The organism is Melittangium boletus DSM 14713 (assembly GCF_002305855.1).
Classification (GTDB): Bacteria; Myxococcota; Myxococcia; order Myxococcales; family Myxococcaceae; genus Cystobacter; species Cystobacter boletus.
The window spans coordinates 163,195-178,023 of the sequence record NZ_CP022163.1 but is presented as its reverse complement, the minus strand read 5'-3'; the positions used below and the strand labels follow the sequence as shown (position 1 = coordinate 178,023).

General features: G+C 69.4%; 17 protein-coding genes. 9 read left to right on the top strand and 8 right to left on the bottom strand.

Annotated features, from left to right (window positions below; all coding sequences use genetic code 11):
• Positions 1 to 49: 49 nt before the first annotated feature.
• Positions 50 to 436: a terminase gene (locus MEBOL_RS00780; protein ID WP_245919333.1), complete on the bottom strand. Its 387-nt coding sequence runs from the start codon at positions 434 to 436 to the stop codon at positions 50 to 52.
• A 28-nt stretch (positions 437 to 464) separates the two neighbouring features.
• Positions 465 to 1,232, bottom strand: a complete 768-nt coding sequence (locus MEBOL_RS00775) for an AraC family transcriptional regulator (protein WP_095975625.1) — start codon at positions 1,230 to 1,232, stop codon at positions 465 to 467.
• Positions 1,233 to 1,287: 55 nt separating this feature from the next.
• Between MEBOL_RS00775 and MEBOL_RS00770 the strand changes: the two genes are divergently transcribed.
• Complete coding sequence (locus MEBOL_RS00770) at positions 1,288 to 1,731, top strand: SRPBCC family protein (RefSeq protein WP_095975624.1); 444 nt, start codon at positions 1,288 to 1,290, stop codon at positions 1,729 to 1,731.
• A gap of 48 nt (positions 1,732 to 1,779) precedes the next feature.
• On the opposite strand, the gene MEBOL_RS00765 is transcribed toward MEBOL_RS00770, so the two are convergent.
• Complete coding sequence (locus MEBOL_RS00765) at positions 1,780 to 2,592, bottom strand: GNAT family N-acetyltransferase (RefSeq protein WP_095975623.1); 813 nt, start codon at positions 2,590 to 2,592, stop codon at positions 1,780 to 1,782.
• Positions 2,593 to 2,595: 3 nt separating this feature from the next.
• On the opposite strand from MEBOL_RS00765, the gene MEBOL_RS00760 reads away from it, so the two are divergent.
• Positions 2,596 to 2,817, top strand: a complete 222-nt coding sequence (locus MEBOL_RS00760) for a hypothetical protein (protein ID WP_095975622.1) — start codon at positions 2,596 to 2,598, stop codon at positions 2,815 to 2,817.
• An 11-nt stretch (positions 2,818 to 2,828) separates the two neighbouring features.
• Here the strand turns inward: MEBOL_RS00760 and MEBOL_RS00755 are convergent, their stop codons facing one another.
• Complete coding sequence (locus MEBOL_RS00755; RefSeq protein ID WP_095975621.1) at positions 2,829 to 3,377, bottom strand: hypothetical protein; 549 nt, start codon at positions 3,375 to 3,377, stop codon at positions 2,829 to 2,831.
• A 128-nt stretch (positions 3,378 to 3,505) separates the two neighbouring features.
• On the opposite strand from MEBOL_RS00755, the gene MEBOL_RS00750 reads away from it, so the two are divergent.
• The 4 genes from MEBOL_RS00750 to MEBOL_RS41730 all read left to right on the top strand — a co-directional run bounded on the left by MEBOL_RS00750 (position 3,506) and on the right by MEBOL_RS41730 (position 8,541).
• Complete coding sequence (locus tag MEBOL_RS00750) at positions 3,506 to 5,179, top strand: DUF6178 family protein (RefSeq protein WP_095975620.1); 1,674 nt, start codon at positions 3,506 to 3,508, stop codon at positions 5,177 to 5,179.
• Positions 5,180 to 5,336: 157 nt separating this feature from the next.
• A complete protein-coding gene (locus tag MEBOL_RS00745) occupies positions 5,337 to 6,632 on the top strand; it encodes an O-antigen ligase family protein (protein ID WP_095975619.1) in 1,296 nt (431 codons plus the stop codon).
• On the top strand, positions 6,622 to 7,770 hold the full coding sequence (locus MEBOL_RS00740) for a glycosyltransferase (protein WP_095975618.1): 1,149 nt from the start codon (positions 6,622 to 6,624) through the stop codon (positions 7,768 to 7,770). The genes MEBOL_RS00745 and MEBOL_RS00740 overlap by 11 nt, the downstream gene beginning before the upstream one ends.
• A gap of 63 nt (positions 7,771 to 7,833) precedes the next feature.
• On the top strand, positions 7,834 to 8,541 hold the full coding sequence (locus MEBOL_RS41730) for a DUF4097 family beta strand repeat-containing protein (RefSeq protein ID WP_170115418.1): 708 nt from the start codon (positions 7,834 to 7,836) through the stop codon (positions 8,539 to 8,541).
• 55 nt (positions 8,542 to 8,596) lie between these two features.
• Here MEBOL_RS41730 and MEBOL_RS00730 read toward each other — a convergent pair whose 3' ends face one another.
• From MEBOL_RS00730 to MEBOL_RS00720, 3 genes are read right to left on the bottom strand one after another with little or no spacing between them, the layout of a single operon-like run.
• Complete coding sequence (locus MEBOL_RS00730; RefSeq protein ID WP_157823999.1) at positions 8,597 to 9,670, bottom strand: quinone-dependent dihydroorotate dehydrogenase; 1,074 nt, start codon at positions 9,668 to 9,670, stop codon at positions 8,597 to 8,599.
• A gap of 5 nt (positions 9,671 to 9,675) precedes the next feature.
• Positions 9,676 to 10,671, bottom strand: a complete 996-nt coding sequence (locus MEBOL_RS00725; protein ID WP_095975617.1) for an amidohydrolase family protein — start codon at positions 10,669 to 10,671, stop codon at positions 9,676 to 9,678.
• A gap of 36 nt (positions 10,672 to 10,707) precedes the next feature.
• Complete coding sequence (locus MEBOL_RS00720) at positions 10,708 to 11,391, bottom strand: Smr/MutS family protein (protein ID WP_095975616.1); 684 nt, start codon at positions 11,389 to 11,391, stop codon at positions 10,708 to 10,710.
• A 173-nt stretch (positions 11,392 to 11,564) separates the two neighbouring features.
• Between MEBOL_RS00720 and MEBOL_RS00715 the strand changes: the two genes are divergently transcribed.
• Positions 11,565 to 12,134, top strand: coding sequence for a Uma2 family endonuclease (locus MEBOL_RS00715; protein WP_095975615.1), 570 nt, complete (start codon positions 11,565 to 11,567; stop codon positions 12,132 to 12,134).
• A 12-nt stretch (positions 12,135 to 12,146) separates the two neighbouring features.
• Here MEBOL_RS00715 and MEBOL_RS00710 read toward each other — a convergent pair whose 3' ends face one another.
• Positions 12,147 to 12,893, bottom strand: a complete 747-nt coding sequence (locus tag MEBOL_RS00710; RefSeq protein WP_342747721.1) for a TerB family tellurite resistance protein — start codon at positions 12,891 to 12,893, stop codon at positions 12,147 to 12,149.
• Between the two features lie 80 nt (positions 12,894 to 12,973).
• Here MEBOL_RS00710 and folD point away from each other — a divergent pair, with 80 nt between their 5' ends.
• Together folD and MEBOL_RS00700 are read left to right on the top strand one after the other, a co-directional pair.
• Complete coding sequence (gene folD / locus MEBOL_RS00705; protein ID WP_095975614.1) at positions 12,974 to 13,822, top strand: bifunctional methylenetetrahydrofolate dehydrogenase/methenyltetrahydrofolate cyclohydrolase FolD; 849 nt, start codon at positions 12,974 to 12,976, stop codon at positions 13,820 to 13,822.
• 3 nt (positions 13,823 to 13,825) lie between these two features.
• Positions 13,826 to 14,764, top strand: coding sequence for an ADP-ribosylglycohydrolase family protein (locus MEBOL_RS00700; RefSeq protein WP_095975613.1), 939 nt, complete (start codon positions 13,826 to 13,828; stop codon positions 14,762 to 14,764).
• Positions 14,765 to 14,829: the final 65 nt, after the last annotated feature.

The window sequence follows — 14,829 nt, the reverse complement described above, 5'->3', positions numbered from 1 at the left end:
GTCATGAACCCGGAGAGTACCCATGAAGGCGTGCGTGGTGGCCTTGAACCTACCGCGTCCCCGAACTCGTCGCGCGCCACGCCCGGGCGAAGCCGCCCGACAGCACGAACCGGGGGAACGTCACCCACTGCTCCAGGAAGATGCGGGCGAAGACGTCGAGGGGGCCCTGGAAGGGGACAGGTGGAGTCGTTTCGCGACGGTGGCCCCGGCCCTGGACCGCCACCGCGCCCACCATGGCGGCGATTCCGGGCAATGCCCACGCCAGGCCCGTGAAGGGCGAGGCCACGAGCAGCACCGTGCCCAATTGGAACACGGGCACCGACACCCCATGCAGCAGCAGGTTGCGGCGCTCGGCGTGATTGCCCGCGTAGAGCTTCCATTGCCAGGGGAGAAGGCCTTCGGTCCGGTTCGTCATCATGCGGGGGATGTACCGCACGCCTCCGGCTCTGGCTTGTACGAGTTGGCTACGGCGGAGGCCGCAACGCCGAGGGCGGCATGCCCAGCATGCGCCGGAAGGTGCGCGACATGTGCGCCGAGTCGGTGAAGCCCGCGGCATGCGCGGCCTCACCCAGGGACATGCCCGACACGATGCCCGCGGCGGCGCGCTGGAGCCGCAGCCAGGCGAGGTAGGGCCGCAGCGGCAACCCGATGGACTCCGTGAAGGCGTGCATCAAGCGCCCGGGGGACAAGCCCACCTGCGCGGCGAGCGTGGGAAGCGAGGCGTCTCCCTCGGGGGGCAGGTCGCGCAGCAGCCGGAGAACCTTCCTCACCCGGGGGTGGATGGAGCGCGGAGCGGAAGACGTCCCCGCGCCCAGCGCCTCCGCCACCAACCGGGTCCACGCCACTCCCTCCGAGCCCATGAGGCGCGCGGGTTCGGCCTCCCGGGCGAGGACATCCCGCTCCGAGTCGGAGATCGGCCGGACGGCCCCCGTGAAGAGGGCCCCGAGCGCCGCGCCCACCTCGCTCTCCGGGTCGAGGAAGACCAGCAGCACGTCGCGGCCCTCCGCGTCGAGCGCATGAGGCACATCGGGGGCGGTCAGCACGCCCGCCATGCTTTCCCAGGGTCCCGCCCCTGCCCGCACGCGCACCGGGCCATCCAGACCCAGCACCAGGTGCATGGCGTGATGGGTATGGCCTGAACTGCTCGCTCCCGGGCCTCGCGCGGCCAGCAGCGGAGGCCAGAGCGGCAAGGCACCATCGAGCGGACGAGGAGGAGCGGAGGGAACGCGCACGCCCTCATGCTACCCGAGACCGACGGATCCTTTGGCGACGTGCCATGATGGACCCATGAGCACCATGACCAGCGTCCGTCACATCGCCGCCCCCACGGCGCGGGTGTTCTCCACGGTGGCGGACATCACGAACTTCTCGAAGGCGGTACCGCACATCGTCCGGGTGGACTTCCTGAGCGAGCAGCGGGTAGGGGTCGGGACTCGCTTCCGCGAGACGCGGCTGATGAACGGGAGGGAGGCCGCCACCGTGCTCGAGGTGACCGAGTACATCGAGGGCGAGCGCATCCGGCTCGTGTCGGACTCCCAGGGGACCGTGTGGGACTCGGTCTTCACGGTCGTGCCCCGCGAGGGGGGAAGTGAGCTGACCCTGGTCATGGAAGCGCGCCCCCACAAGCTCCTCGCGAAGCTCACGACGCCGCTCCTCAAGGGCTTCATCGCCAAGGCCCTCGAGAAGGACATGGACGCGGTGAAGGCCTGGTGCGAAGCGCGCCATGCCTGAGCCGAGGCCCGTGGGGCCTCTCACGGTCTCACGATTGAGGGGTTCGGGTTATCGCGGAAGCTGTGAGAAGATGGCCTGCTTGTTCGAGTAGATGCGGAAGGTACACAGCTCGCGAAAGCCTATCCGCCGGTAGATGTTCACGCCGTCTGGCGCGGCCTGGAGGGCTCCTCGCCGCGCACCGAGCCCGTGCGCGAACGCGAGGGAGAAGTGGGTGATGGCCGAGCCGAAACCCCGGTGGCGGACCTCGGCCAGGGTGCTGATGTCGAAGATGTGAGCCCCCCCTTTTCCGTCCAGATAGATGGAACTGGTGGCTACCGGGCGGCCGTCGACACTCCCGAGGAACAGCTTCAACGGCCGCTCCTCCCACCGCCCGAGCCGGGCCACCCTTTCATAGAAGGACGTCACGAAGACGTCTGGCGGATCGAACAGCGAGGCGATGAGGCGCCCGAAGGCCACCACCTCTTCCTCTGTGGTGACCTGCTTGAGTTCCAGTCCAGCCGGGTAGTCCAGGGCGGGCAGCGTGTCCAGGTCGGCGATCATCCCGACGTCGACCTCGTCCTCCACGAAGTGCAGGCGCCGCAGCAAGGGCGCGACGGGCTCGTCCCGGAGCTCATCACAGGTCCACCAGGCCGCCGGCAGCTTCGCGTCATTGAACTCCGAGCACCAACGCTCGACCACTTTCGGAGCCGCCTCCCCCAACTGCTTGCTGATGATGAGGTTGAAGGTGTCGGTCTTCCAACTCGAATTGACGACAGCATAGTGCTCGCCGTGATGGACACGCGCGGGAGCACCCAGTTCGGTTGGGAGGTAGGTGTTCTTGCCGATGAGCCCTTGAAACAGGAAGTCGAGCTGCTCGTTCATCACATGGACTCCAGATCCTTCGAGCCGCACAACAACTCGGCGCGGATTCACGACGCGGCGCACTCCGATATCAACTTGCGCGCTTGTCGCATGGCTAGGGACTGCTCGGTGCGCGCCATGGCGGTGCCCGGGGAGTCCGGAGCGGCGCTCGCGGTGCGGCCCGTCTGGGCGGACCTCCGGCGGGCGCTGGGCGATGCACGGGGCCGTGGGACGCGGCGATCATGAGGGTCTACGCACTACCGGGATTCGGACAGGTGGGAGGTCGCGCGCCATTTCTTTCCGTTGAACAGGTAGACCCACGTGGCATTGCCCTCGCCCCAATCGACGAGTCCCTGCCGCGCCGTCTTGGGGACTCCATAGCGGCCGGGCTTGGACCTTGGACCGTAGAGCTGGAGGCAGCTCACCTCGCGCGGCAGCGCCCCCACCTCCCTCACCCGTCCGCCACGCGTGAAGATCACCCGCACGGGCACGGACTGGTTGCACGAATAGTCCTTGCCCGGGAATGCGTAATCCGGCTGGCCGTCCTGGTCGAAGTCCCCCTTGACGCATGGCCATCCGCTCGTCTTCAGGACGTTCAGATCCACGCCAATCTCCTCGAGCTGGGACGTCGCCGTGCCGGGAGTCCCCACACACAGGCACTTCCAGTTCTTCTCCGGCGAACACTCCGGCTCCGCATAAGCGAGCACCACGCGCTGGGCATCCGGCTCACCACTTGGCGAGGCATCCGCATGTCCCAGGGCCGCCAGCGAGAGCGCCCAGACCCACATCCAACGCATCTTCATCATTTGTCGCTCCTGAGCGGCATGGTGGGTGGACCCCACGCGCCGTCTATCACCGTTGAACGGAGATCGCGGCTTCCGGCCCCAGTTTCAGTGTCCCCGACGGGATTCGAAACCGTGGTAGGGATGCCGCCGTGTCGAACGGCAATGGCAATGGACAGGGAAGCAGGGCAGAGGACACCCAACGCGCGCTGAGCACCGTGCGCCGGCAGCTCGCGGCGGTCTCCGGCCGCAAGCGCATGGAAGTCCTCCTGGAGTCGAGCCACGCCCGGGCGCTGGTGCGCTCGCTGCCCGCGGAGGACCTCTACTTCACCGTCATGGAGGTGGGTCTGGAGGACGCGGGGGAACTCGTGCAGCTCGTCTCGCCCGAGCAGTTCCGCACCTTCGTGGACCTGGGCGCGTGGAAGCGCGACGAGCTGAACAAGCACACGGCGCTCGCCTGGTTGCGCGCCGCGCGAGGCGAGTCGGGTGAGGAGTTCCTCCAGAAGCTGCGCAAGGCGGACGCCGAGGTGCTGCAACTGCTCGTGCGCGAGTTCACCGTCATCCACGACCTGGAGGAGAACCCGGACGTGCACGTGGAGGGCGTGACGATGGAGACGCCCGAGGGCCGCTACCTGGTGGAGTTCAAGGGCATCGAGGGCGTGGAGCTGGCCACCCTGCGCACGCTCCTCACGGATCTCATCGCGGACAACCCCTTCGAGACCATCCGCTTCCTGGAGGCCACGCGTTGGGACGTGCCGGGTGAGTTGGAGGAGGCGGCCTACCGCTTCCGCACCGCGCGGTTGCAGGACCTGGGCTTTCCGCCGCTGGAGGACGCGGTGCGGCTCTTCAGCCGGGTGGAGACTGGACCCGCGCCCTCGCCCGAGGTGAGCGCGGCGCTCGTGGCCCAGCGCGAGCAGCCGGACTACCTGGAGGCGGCCTTCAGCGCCCTGGACGAGCGCGAGCGCGAGAACCTGGAGGCGGAGCTGCGCCACCTGGCCAACGCCACGCTGGTGGCCGAGGTGGAGGAGCCCGGCGACCTGGACGCCATCCGCCGCGTGGGTGAGATGGCCCGGGACTACCTGCTGCTCGGGCTCGAACACCTGACGGGAGGCAAGCCCTCGCTCGCCGCCCAGGTGGTGCGAGACACGGAGATGCAGCGCATCTTCCAGGTGGGCTTCTCCCTGACGCTCTCGCTCAAGTTCCGCGCGGACCGGCTGATGAAGACGCCGCTCGCGCAGGTGGACGGCACGCCGCTGCTCTTCCCCGAGGAGGCCGTGGCCGTGGAGGCCCTGCGCCGCAAGCGCCCCCGGCGCACGTTGAAGGTGCCCGGGGCGGAGCCGGTGCCCTTCCGCTCGCGCCGGGAGCTGGCCGCCAGTGAGGACGTCCTCGCCCGGGCCGAGGCGCAGGTGGCGCTCCTGGGCGCGTTGCTCGGAGGCTCGCCCTCCCAGGCGCGCGAGGTGCTCGCCCGCTTCTCGGAGGCGCCGCCCGAGCTGGGCATGGACCGCTTCTTCGCCGCCACCGTGGCCCAGGCCGTGTTGGAGGGCCGCGTGGATCCCCGGCCGCTGCCCAAGGCGCGCCGCGCGGAGTTGGGGACTCGACTCTTCGAGGGCACTCCCGAGGCTCCACGCCTCAAGCCGGATGTCGCCTCCCGCGCACTGGCGGTGTTGGAGCCCGCGGTCCCCGAGGCGGCCCGGGAGGAGTTGCGCCGCCGGGTGAACAGTACGCTCGCCCGATTGTTGGAGGAGGTGGGCGCCGCTTTTCTCCAGGACGGCACGCTGGACGCCATCGCCTCCATTCTTCTGCCCATGGAGGGAACGGAACGGTAATTCTTCCCGATCTCCGACCCTCCAGCCCGGGGCGAGCGAGCCAACGTGTTGGATCCACGGGTGTTTGCCTCCCCGGCCCGCTGGCACATCCCCTGCTAACGCCCTGGGGGTGGCCCGGTCCGCGCATGCGGTCACGGGCGGTGGGAGGAGGGTCCGGATGGAGTTGGGCGATAAAGCGGAACGCCGGGACGTGGTGGCGTTCTACGCGCTGACCACCTTCGCGGCGCTGATGTACGTGCTGCCCCAGGTGTGGTTCCCCGCGCTGGCTCCCCTGCGGCTGGCGCTGTTGACCTCGGGATTGGCCGCGGGGTTCATGGCGTTGCGGCGGGTGGGACGCGCCGAACCGCTGTACTTCGATGGGATTCGCGGGGGCGCGCTCCTGTGCTTCTCGGCGCTGGCGATGGCGTCGGTGGCCTGGTCGGTGAACCCCGAGGTGTCCCGCTTCACGGCCATCGAGCTCTTCAAGCTCACGGCCATCTACCTGACGCTGGTCAACGTCATCACCACGCCCAAGCGGCTGGCGGCGGTGTGTGGCGCGGTGGTGCTCGGCTCCATCGTGACGTCCTACGGCGTCATCCACGAGCACTTCACCGGCACGGCCGAGACGCTCGTCGAGGGCTACCGCGCGCACTGGGTGGAGGTCTACGCGGACCCGAACCGCTCGGCCATGAACCTGGCCATCATCGTGCCGCTGGCGGTCGCTTTCGTCGCGCGCAAGGAGACGGGCTGGCTGTGGCGCTCGGTGTGCCTGGTGTCCATCGTCATGGCGGCGGTGGCCATCGTCTTCACCTACTCGCGTGGCGGCTTCATCGGTCTGTCGGTGGCCATGGCGGTGTGGGCCCTTCGCGAGAAGAAGCGGATGCGCTCGGTCTTCCTGGGCATCGCGCTGGCGCTGGGCTTCGTCATCTTCGCGCCCAAGACGTTCTGGGAGCGCAACGAGACGGTGACGACGTTCCACCAGGACGCCTCGGCCATGGGCCGCGTCTACGCCTGGCAGGTGACGTCGCGCATCAGCCTGGACAAGCCGCTGCTCGGCGTGGGCGCGGGCTCGTTCCGCTTCGCCTGGCCGCTGTACGCGCCGCCCGAGGCCACGCGCGCCTACGTGGCGCACAACATCTTCCTGGACGTCATCGGGGAGCTGGGCTGGGTGGGGCTGCTCTTCTTCCTGGTGTTCGCCGGCAGCGCCACGGGAGGTGCCTTCGAGGCCTCGAGAGACTCGCGCATGGGGTGGATCGCCCGGGGCCTCGCGGCCTCCATGACGGGCTACCTCATCTGCGACCTGTTCTCCGGCTACATCCTCTCCGCGCACCTGTACGTCCTCTTCGGACTCGCGGCGAGCGCCCAGCGCATCGCCCAGGGCTTCGAGGCCCGGGTGACGGAGCGCGAGCAGGCGGAGAAGCGGCAGGCCTTGCTGACGAGCGGCGGCTGGGAGGGCGGCAACCATGCGACGTGAGGACGCTCGGATGGCGGAGGCGCCCCTCCGCATGGTGCAGTTCACCAAGTCCTTCTACTTCGGCGGCACCGAGGTGCAGGTGGTGGAGTTGCTGCGCGGCCTGCCGTCGAGCTACCGCGTGCAGGTGTGCGTCTTGGACGCGGTGGGGCCGCTCATGGAGCCCATCCGCAAGATGGGCATCACCCCGGAGGAGTTCTCGCTCAAGGGCTCGCTCGCCAGTCCCAACACGCTCACGCAGGTGCTGCGCATGGCGCGCTGGCTCAAGCAGGAGCGGGTGGAGCTCGTCCACGTGCACGACTTCTACGCGACGGTGCTGGCGGTGCCCGCGGCGAAGCTGGCCGGGGCCAAGGTCATCGTCGGGCGGTTGGATCTGGCGCACTGGCATGGCAAGGCGCGGCGCAAGCTGCTCCAGGGCCTCACCCACATGGCGGACCACGTGGTGGGCAACGCCGAGGCCATCCGCCGGATGTTGATTCAGGAGGAGGGCATTCCCGCGGAGAAGATCTCCGTCATTCCCAACGGCCTGGATCTGGCGCGCTTCAAGCAGCGCATGCACGAGGGGTTGAAGGCGCCGTTGCCGGACACGGGAGGCGCGCCCGTGGTGGTGCACGTGGCGAACATGAACCACCCGGTGAAGCGGCAGGAGGATCTGCTGCGCGCGCTGGCGACGGTGCGCCGCGCGGGTCCCGCGTTGCACGCCTTCCTCGTGGGTGATGGGCCGAGGCGGCCGGAGCTGGAGGCGCTCGCGGGCACGTTGGGGGTCGCGGATCGGGTGCACTTCCTCAAACACCGGGCGGACGTGCCCGCCATCTACGCCCAGGCGGACTTCGGCGTGCTGTGCTCCAGCGCGGAGGGCATGTCCAACGCGGTGATGGAGGGCATGGCGGCGGGGCTGCCCATGGTGGTGACGGACGTGGGCGGCAACCCGGAGCTGGTGGCGGATGGCGAGCGCGGTCTGGTGGTGCCCCCGCTGCGTCCCGAGGCCTTGAGCCAGGCATTCCTCACCTTGCTGGGAGACCGGGAACTTGGCCGGCGCATGGGCGCCCAGGCACGCGCCTTCGTGGAGCGGGAGCTGTCGCTCACGCGCCTGGTGCGTCGGCATGACGAGCTGTACCGCCGCGTGACGCGAGGCGGATGAAATCGTCGCCGCGGAGGCTCGTAGGGAAGACGGACACCGCCTTCCTTCACGAGGACTCCCCCCATGATTTCCACCCTGCTCCTGGTTCTGGCCGCCGCTCCCGCTTCATACACGTGGAGCGGGGAGACGACTGGCACTCCCGAGGTGAACATCTCCAACGTCAAGGGCTCCATCCAGGTGGAAGGCGTGGAGGGCAAGACGGTGTCGGTGGAGGCCCGAGGCGAGGACGGGGCGGACGTGAAGAGCTCGCTGCGGATCGAGAAGGAGGGGGACGGCGAGGTGGACATCCAGGTGTGCTGTGGCCCGTGCTCCGACTCCAAGAAGTCGTCCTTCAACTCGTGCAGCAACCCGCCGGCCGTCCACCTCGTGGTGAAGGTGCCCCGGGCAGCGGAGCTGGACGTGAGCGCCGTGGCGGCTCCGATCAAGGTCTCCGGCGTGACGGGCAAGCAGGAACTGGCCGCCGTGGATGGAGACATCTCGGTGCGCGGCTCTCGCGGCAAGCTGGAGGTGAGCACGGTGAATGGGCAGGTGGACCTGCTGCCCGACGCGCTCGCGCGCACCGAGGTGAGCACCGTGGCTGGGAACGTGAAGCTCAAGCTGCCGCGTGGCGCGGGTGCCCAGGTGGAGTACGCCTCGGTCGGAGGCAAGTTCAACGGGCGGGGAGTGACCTTGGGCTCCGCTGAACAGCGCTACGGAAATGGTGAGAACCAGGTGGACGTGAGCACCGTGAGCGGCGCGCTCGACATTCAGTCCGAGGAGGTTTCGAAGTAGGCCGCGCGGGCGCTCGCCGGAGGGACTCCAAGGCTTCGGCGAGCGCCCTGTTTTCTCAACGATGGTCCGCGCCGATGGCCTCGCGCACCGAGCCGAATCCATCCCGCGCGAGCAGGGGACCCAGGCCCTCGAGCAGGCGGCGCACCATGCCAGGCCCCTCGTAGATGAAGCCCGTGTACACCTGCACCACCGAGGCGCCAGCGCGCAGCTTCTCGTACACGTCCGCGGCGGTGAAGACGCCGCCCACGCCGATGATGGGGAGCGTGCCACCCCCGCGGGCATAGGCCCGGCGGATGACGGCGTTGGCCGCCTCGCGCACGGGCGCTCCGGACAGGCCGCCGGCTTCCTTGGCCACCGGGTGCTCGAAGGGGCGGGCGATGGTGGTGTTGGTGGCGATGAGGCCGGCGAGCCCGCAGGCGCGTGCCACATCCACCACCTGGTCCACCGCCTCGGGCGTGAGGTCCGGGGCGATCTTGAGGAACAGGGGGGTGCCCGGCGCCACCTGGGAGAGCCGCGCCTGCACCGCCTGGAGCAGCGCGGTGAGGTGCTCGGGCTCCTGGAGCTGACGCAGGCCGGGCGTGTTGGGGGAACTCGCGTTGACCACCACGTAGTCACCCAGGGGCGCGAGCGTGTCCACGCACGACACGTAGTCGTCCACCGCGCGCTCCAGGGGCGTGTCCTTGTTCTTGCCGATGTTCACCCCCACGGGCGCGGCGTGCCAGGTGCGGGCCCGGAGGTGGGCGGCGGCGGGCGTGGCCCCGTGGTTGTTGAAGCCCATGCGATTGATGAGGGCCTGGTGCTCGGGGATGCGGAAGAGGCGGGGACGCGGGTTGCCCGGCTGGGGCCGGGGGGTGAGCGTTCCCACCTCCACCGCCGAGAAACCCAGCGCGAGCAGGCCGTCCACGGCCTCGGCCTCCTTGTCGAGCCCCGCGGCGAGCGCCACCGGGTGGGCGAACGACAGCCCCGCCACCGTCACGGAGGCGTCGTAGGTGGCCGCGGCGAGCGTGCGGGCGCGCAGGCTCCGGCACAGTCCTCCGAGGTGTCCGAGCCAGCGCAGGGCGAGCATCCCCAGCCGGTGGGCGCGCTCGGCGGACAGGAGGAAGAGCAGGGCACGGGTGAGGCGGTACATGGAGCTCACGCGGGGATGAAGGAGGCCTGGCGCGCCCAGGCGAGCGTCTGGTCCACCTGGGCCGGGGTGAGCAGGCCGTTCTTCTCCACCAGGGCCACCTCGCGCAGCATGTCCGTCTCCAGCAGGTAGGTGCCGTCGGTGTTGAGGGTGAACTTCACGCCCCGATCCCAGAAGGTGGCCATGATGTGCTTGAGCTCGTCCAGGCCCTCCACCGCGCGCGTGTGCAGGTTGGAGGTGGGGCACAGCTCCAGCACCACGCCGCGCTCGCGCAACAGCTTCATGGCGGACTCGTCGTAGGCGGCGCGGATGCCGTGGCCGATGCGGTGGGGCTTGAGCTTCTCCACCACGGCCATGACGCCCTCGGCGCCGGTGCCGCGCGTCTCGCCGGTGTGCACGGTGCACTTGAGGCCAGCCTGGCGCGCGCGGGCGAACAGCTCCTCGTATTGCGTCACCACCGCGGGCTCCAGCTCCAGCGCGTTGGTCTCCGTGCCCGCCAGGTCGATGCCATACACGCCGCGGTTGCGGTACTTGATGGCCTTGTCCACCAGGATGCTGTTGAGCCGGTGATCGAACTCGCGCGCGAGGCAGAAGATGAGGCCCGCCTTCACGTTGTACTCGAGCATGGCCCGGTCCATGCCGCGCAGCGCCGCGTGGATGATGTGATCTAGGTCCAGCTCGGAGTTGAGGTTGCGCTTCATGGGGTTGAAGCGCAGCTCCATCTGGGTGACGCGGCTGCCGCGGTACTCCTTGCCGATGATCTCGTACACGCAGCGCTCGACGGCCAGGGGCGAGCTCTGCAGCTTCTCCGTCCAGGTGTGGAGGATCTTCAGGTAGTCCTCGAGGCTGCCCACCTTGCCCGGACGGGAGGTGATGAGCTCGACGAACTCGAAGTAGTCCTTCACCGGAAGCTTGAAGCCCTGCTGGTGCGCGAGGGACCAGAGGACATGGGGCGCCACGGAGCTGCCCATGTGGATGTGGAGGTCGATCAGATCACGTGCCATGGCGGCATGTATGCACGGAGCCGCCCGGCCGTCCAGCTACCGGCGCAGCAGGACGTAGACCGCCCCGGTGCCGCCGTCCTGGGGCCGTGCGGTAGCGAACGCCAACACCGTCTTGCCGATGCTCTTCTGTCCGAGCCACACCCGGAGGCTCTCCTTGAGCACGGGGATTTGATCCCGCGAGTTGAGCCCTCGGCCGTGGACGATGAGCACGCAGCGCTTGCTGGCGCGGCGGCTGTCGGAGAGGAACCGGTTCACGGCCTCGCGGGCCTCGGCCTGGGTCTGGCCGTGGAGATCCAGCCGGGCCTGGATGGAGAAATCCCCCCGGCGCAGCGAGCGCAGCAGCCGCGCATCGACCCCTGGCGCCGCGCCCTCGAGGGACTCATCGGTGCTCGAAATGTCGAGGTCACCCTGGCCCGCCACCATCTCGGCCAGCTCCGCGAGCGCCTCGGCGTTCTCGTCGATGATCTCCGGCAGGCGGGGGTTGGGCACGGGTGCCTCGCCCCGGTTGGTGACCTGCTGCACCCCGTCCATGGCGGACAGGAAGAGGGAGGCCTCGTCTTCCTCGGGGGCGCGCTTGGACTTCGCCGGCCTGGGGGGCGGGGGAGGCGCCTGGGGTTTCTTGGGCGGCTCGGCCTGCTTCTTCTTGAGGTCCGTGAGAGCAGCCTTGAAGGGGTTGTTGAACCCCTCGTTCTTCTTCTTCGGGGTGCCGCGGTCACTCATGATGAGAAGTCTAATGCGTCAGGCGGAGCCCGGGTTCAAGAGGACTTGCTTCCCGGCGCTTCCGGAGCCAACCTTGGAGGGAAGGCGGGGTGGGCCCCCCTGAAAGGTCAGACCCGAGGGGTATACCCCTTCGCATGGAAATGGAAGCGGGCGTCGGGGAACATGGGGATGGAATGAAACGCACACCGGCCACTTACGCGGACCTGGAGGCGCTGCCCTCCAACGTCGTGGGCGAGTTGATCGCGGGAGTGCTCTACGCGAGCCCACGGCCCGCGTCGCCGCACGCGGTCGCGGCGTCGCGTCTGGGCGGTGAGTTGATGGGGCCTTTCGACCGGGGACGCAACGGCCCTGGGGGTTGGGTCATCCTCGACGAGCCCGAACTCCACTATGAGGACGACGTGCTCGTGCCGGATCTCGCGGGGTGGCGCCGCGAGCGAATGGCCCGCGTCCCTCACGTCGTGGGCTTCACGCTCGCGCCGGACTGGGTGTGCGAGGTGCTCTCGCCCTCCACGCGGACGCTGGACCGGACGGTGAAGCTGCCCGTGTATGCCCGAGAAGGCGTGAGGCATGTCTGGCTCCTGGACCCGGTGGCGCGCCTCCTGGAGGTGTTCCGGTTGGAGGGGACACACTATTCCCTCCGGGAAACGCACTCGGGCGCGGGCCCCGTTCACGTGGAGCCCTTCGAGGCGCTCGCGCTCGAGCTGGCCTACCTCTGGAACGAGGTGTCGGACGCCCGGGAGTGAGTCGGTTGCCGCTCAGCCGCCGCGCAGGCCGCGGATCTTGTCGTAGGCCTCGCGGATCTCCTGGAAGCGGCGGGACGCCTCCTCGACGGCTCCGGGGCCGAGTTGGGCGACGCGATCGGGGTGGTGCATGGCGGCGAGCCGCCGGAAGGCGCTCTTGACGTCCGCGTCGCTCGCGTCCGGGGTGAGGCCCAGCCGGGTGTAGTGCACCTCGCCATCGCCGAAGTGGCGCGCGGTGACGGAGCGCAGCTGCTCCTCGGTCAGCCCCAGCCCCTGGGCCACCCGGCGCAGCGTCTCCTGTTCGGCGCGGTGCAACTGCCCGTCCACGAGCGCCAGGCCGTAGAGCGCGTCGAGCAGGAGCAGCCGGGAGGGCACGTTGAGCTCGTCGCGGCACGCGGCGGCGGAGTCCTCGAGCGAGGGCGGACGGGCCAGGTGCTCCTTGAGGAAGCGGCGCACGAGATCCAACGCCTCGGGGCCGTAGCGCAGCCGCTCGGCGAAGTACTCGCGCACCACGCGCACCTCATCGCGCACGAGCTCCCCATCCGCCCGGGCCACCTCGATGAAGAGGGCGCACAGGTGGCGGGCGAAGTGCCGCTGGGCGGCGGTATCCTGGGACACGCGGGAGGGCCGGGGCACCTCCACGGCCGGGCCCGGCAGCACGTTCAGCTCGTCGACCTGGTGGCCCACGAGCACGCCCGCGACGATGAGCAGGACGATGGGCAGGGGACCGCCAATCAGCAGGCCGACGGCCAGTCCGAGCATCGCCCCGAGAACTTTTCCTGGTGCCACCAAACGCTTCACTCCTTGGGGGGTGGACAGTTTCGCATAGAGTCCGGCGCGCTATGGGCCAGTTGATCGACGGAAAAGCGGTGGCGGCGCGGGTACGGGCCGAGGTGAAGGCGGAAGTGGAACGCCTCAAGGCCGAGCGCGGCCTGGTGCCGGGGCTGACGGTGGTCCGGGTGGGAGAAGATCCCGCCTCGAAGATCTACGTCAACGGCAAGAAGAAGGCGGCCGAGGAGGTGGGATTCAATTCCTGGGAGGAACATCCGGACGCGAGCATCACCGAGGAAGAGCTGCTGTCGGTGGTGGAGAAGCTGAACGAGGATCCGGCGGTGCACGGCATCCTGGTGCAGCTGCCCCTGCCCAAGCACATCAACGCCGAGCGCATCATCTCGGCGGTGCGGCCAGAGAAGGACGCGGACGGCTTCCACCCGCTCAACGCGGGCAACCTGTCGCTCGGCAAGCCGGGGCCGCGGCCGTGTACGCCCTATGGCGTCATGCGGCTGCTGCGCGAGGTGGGCTGTAATCCGGAGGGCAAGAAGGCCGTGGTGGTGGGGCGCAGCAACATCGTGGGCAAGCCCATGGCGTTGCTGCTCCTGGAGGCCAACGCGACGGTGACCCTGTGCCACAGCAAGACGCCGGATCTCGCGGCCGAGGTGGCCCAGGCGGACATCGTCGTGGCGGCGGTGGGCGTGGCGGAGATCATCAAGGGCGCGTGGATCAAACCCGGCGCGGTGGTCATCGACGTGGGGATGAACCGGATGCCGGATGGCAAGCTCAAGGGGGACGTGGAGTTCGCGGCCGCCCAGGAGCGCGCCTCGTTCATCACCCCGGTGCCCGGTGGCGTGGGGCCCATGACGATCGCCATGCTGATGCGCAACACCCTCGATGCGGCGAAGGGACGGGACTGAGCCATGACGACCTGGCGCGACCGGCTGGAAGGGGGGCTCTATGGCCTGCTCATCGGGGACGCGCTGGGGGTGCCCTACGAGTTCCGTCCGCCCGAGCGGATTCCCGAGCGCGGGATGATCGAGTTCGAGCCGCCTCCTGGCTACTCCCGGGCGCATTCCCAGGTGCCGCCCGGGACGTGGTCGGATGACGGGGCCCACGCGCTGTGCCTGCTGTCCTCGCTGCAATCCCGGAAGTTCCTGGACGTGGAGGACCTCGGACGGCGGCTCCTGAGCTGGTACGAGCGGGGCTACCTGGCGGTGGACTCCAAGGTGTTCGACGTGGGCATCCAGACCACGAAGGCCCTGTCGAACGTGCGCGCCGGAGTGCCCGCCCTGAAGGCCGGCCCGAGCGGCGAGCAGGACAATGGCAACGGCTCGCTGATGCGGGTGTTGCCCCTGGTGCTCTGGCACCGGGGCGAGGATCAGGCGCTGGCGCGCGATGCCATGCTCCAGTCCCGGGTGACGCATGGACACATGCGGGCCCAGGTGTGTTGTGCCCTCTATTGCCTCTGGGCGCGCCGGACCCTGGAGGGCTCGCCCACGGCCTGGACGGACGCGATCGCCACCTTCCGGGTGCTGTACCCCGAGGGGATGGAGCAGCGCGAGGAGCTGGAGCGGCAGGTGCGGCCGGAATCCGCGGAGGCGGGGCAGGGGAGTGGGTACGTGGTGGACTGCCTGCTCTCGGCGCGCGACTGCGTGGCGGCGGGCGACTCCTACGAGGACGTGGTGAAGGCGGCAATCGCGCTCGGGCGCGACACGGACACCACGGCGGCGGTGGCGGGCGGTATCGCGGGGCTCCAATATGGAATCGAGGGCATCCCCGAGCGCTGGAGGCGGGCCCTGCGAGGCCAGGCGTTGCTGGCGCCGCTGGTGAAGGAACTGCTCTCGCTCCAGAAGTCGTAGCCTCTCCTGGTAGCCCGGAGGCGCGAGAGGCGAGTCCTTCCGCTTCTCGCGCTCCGGAGCGGTGG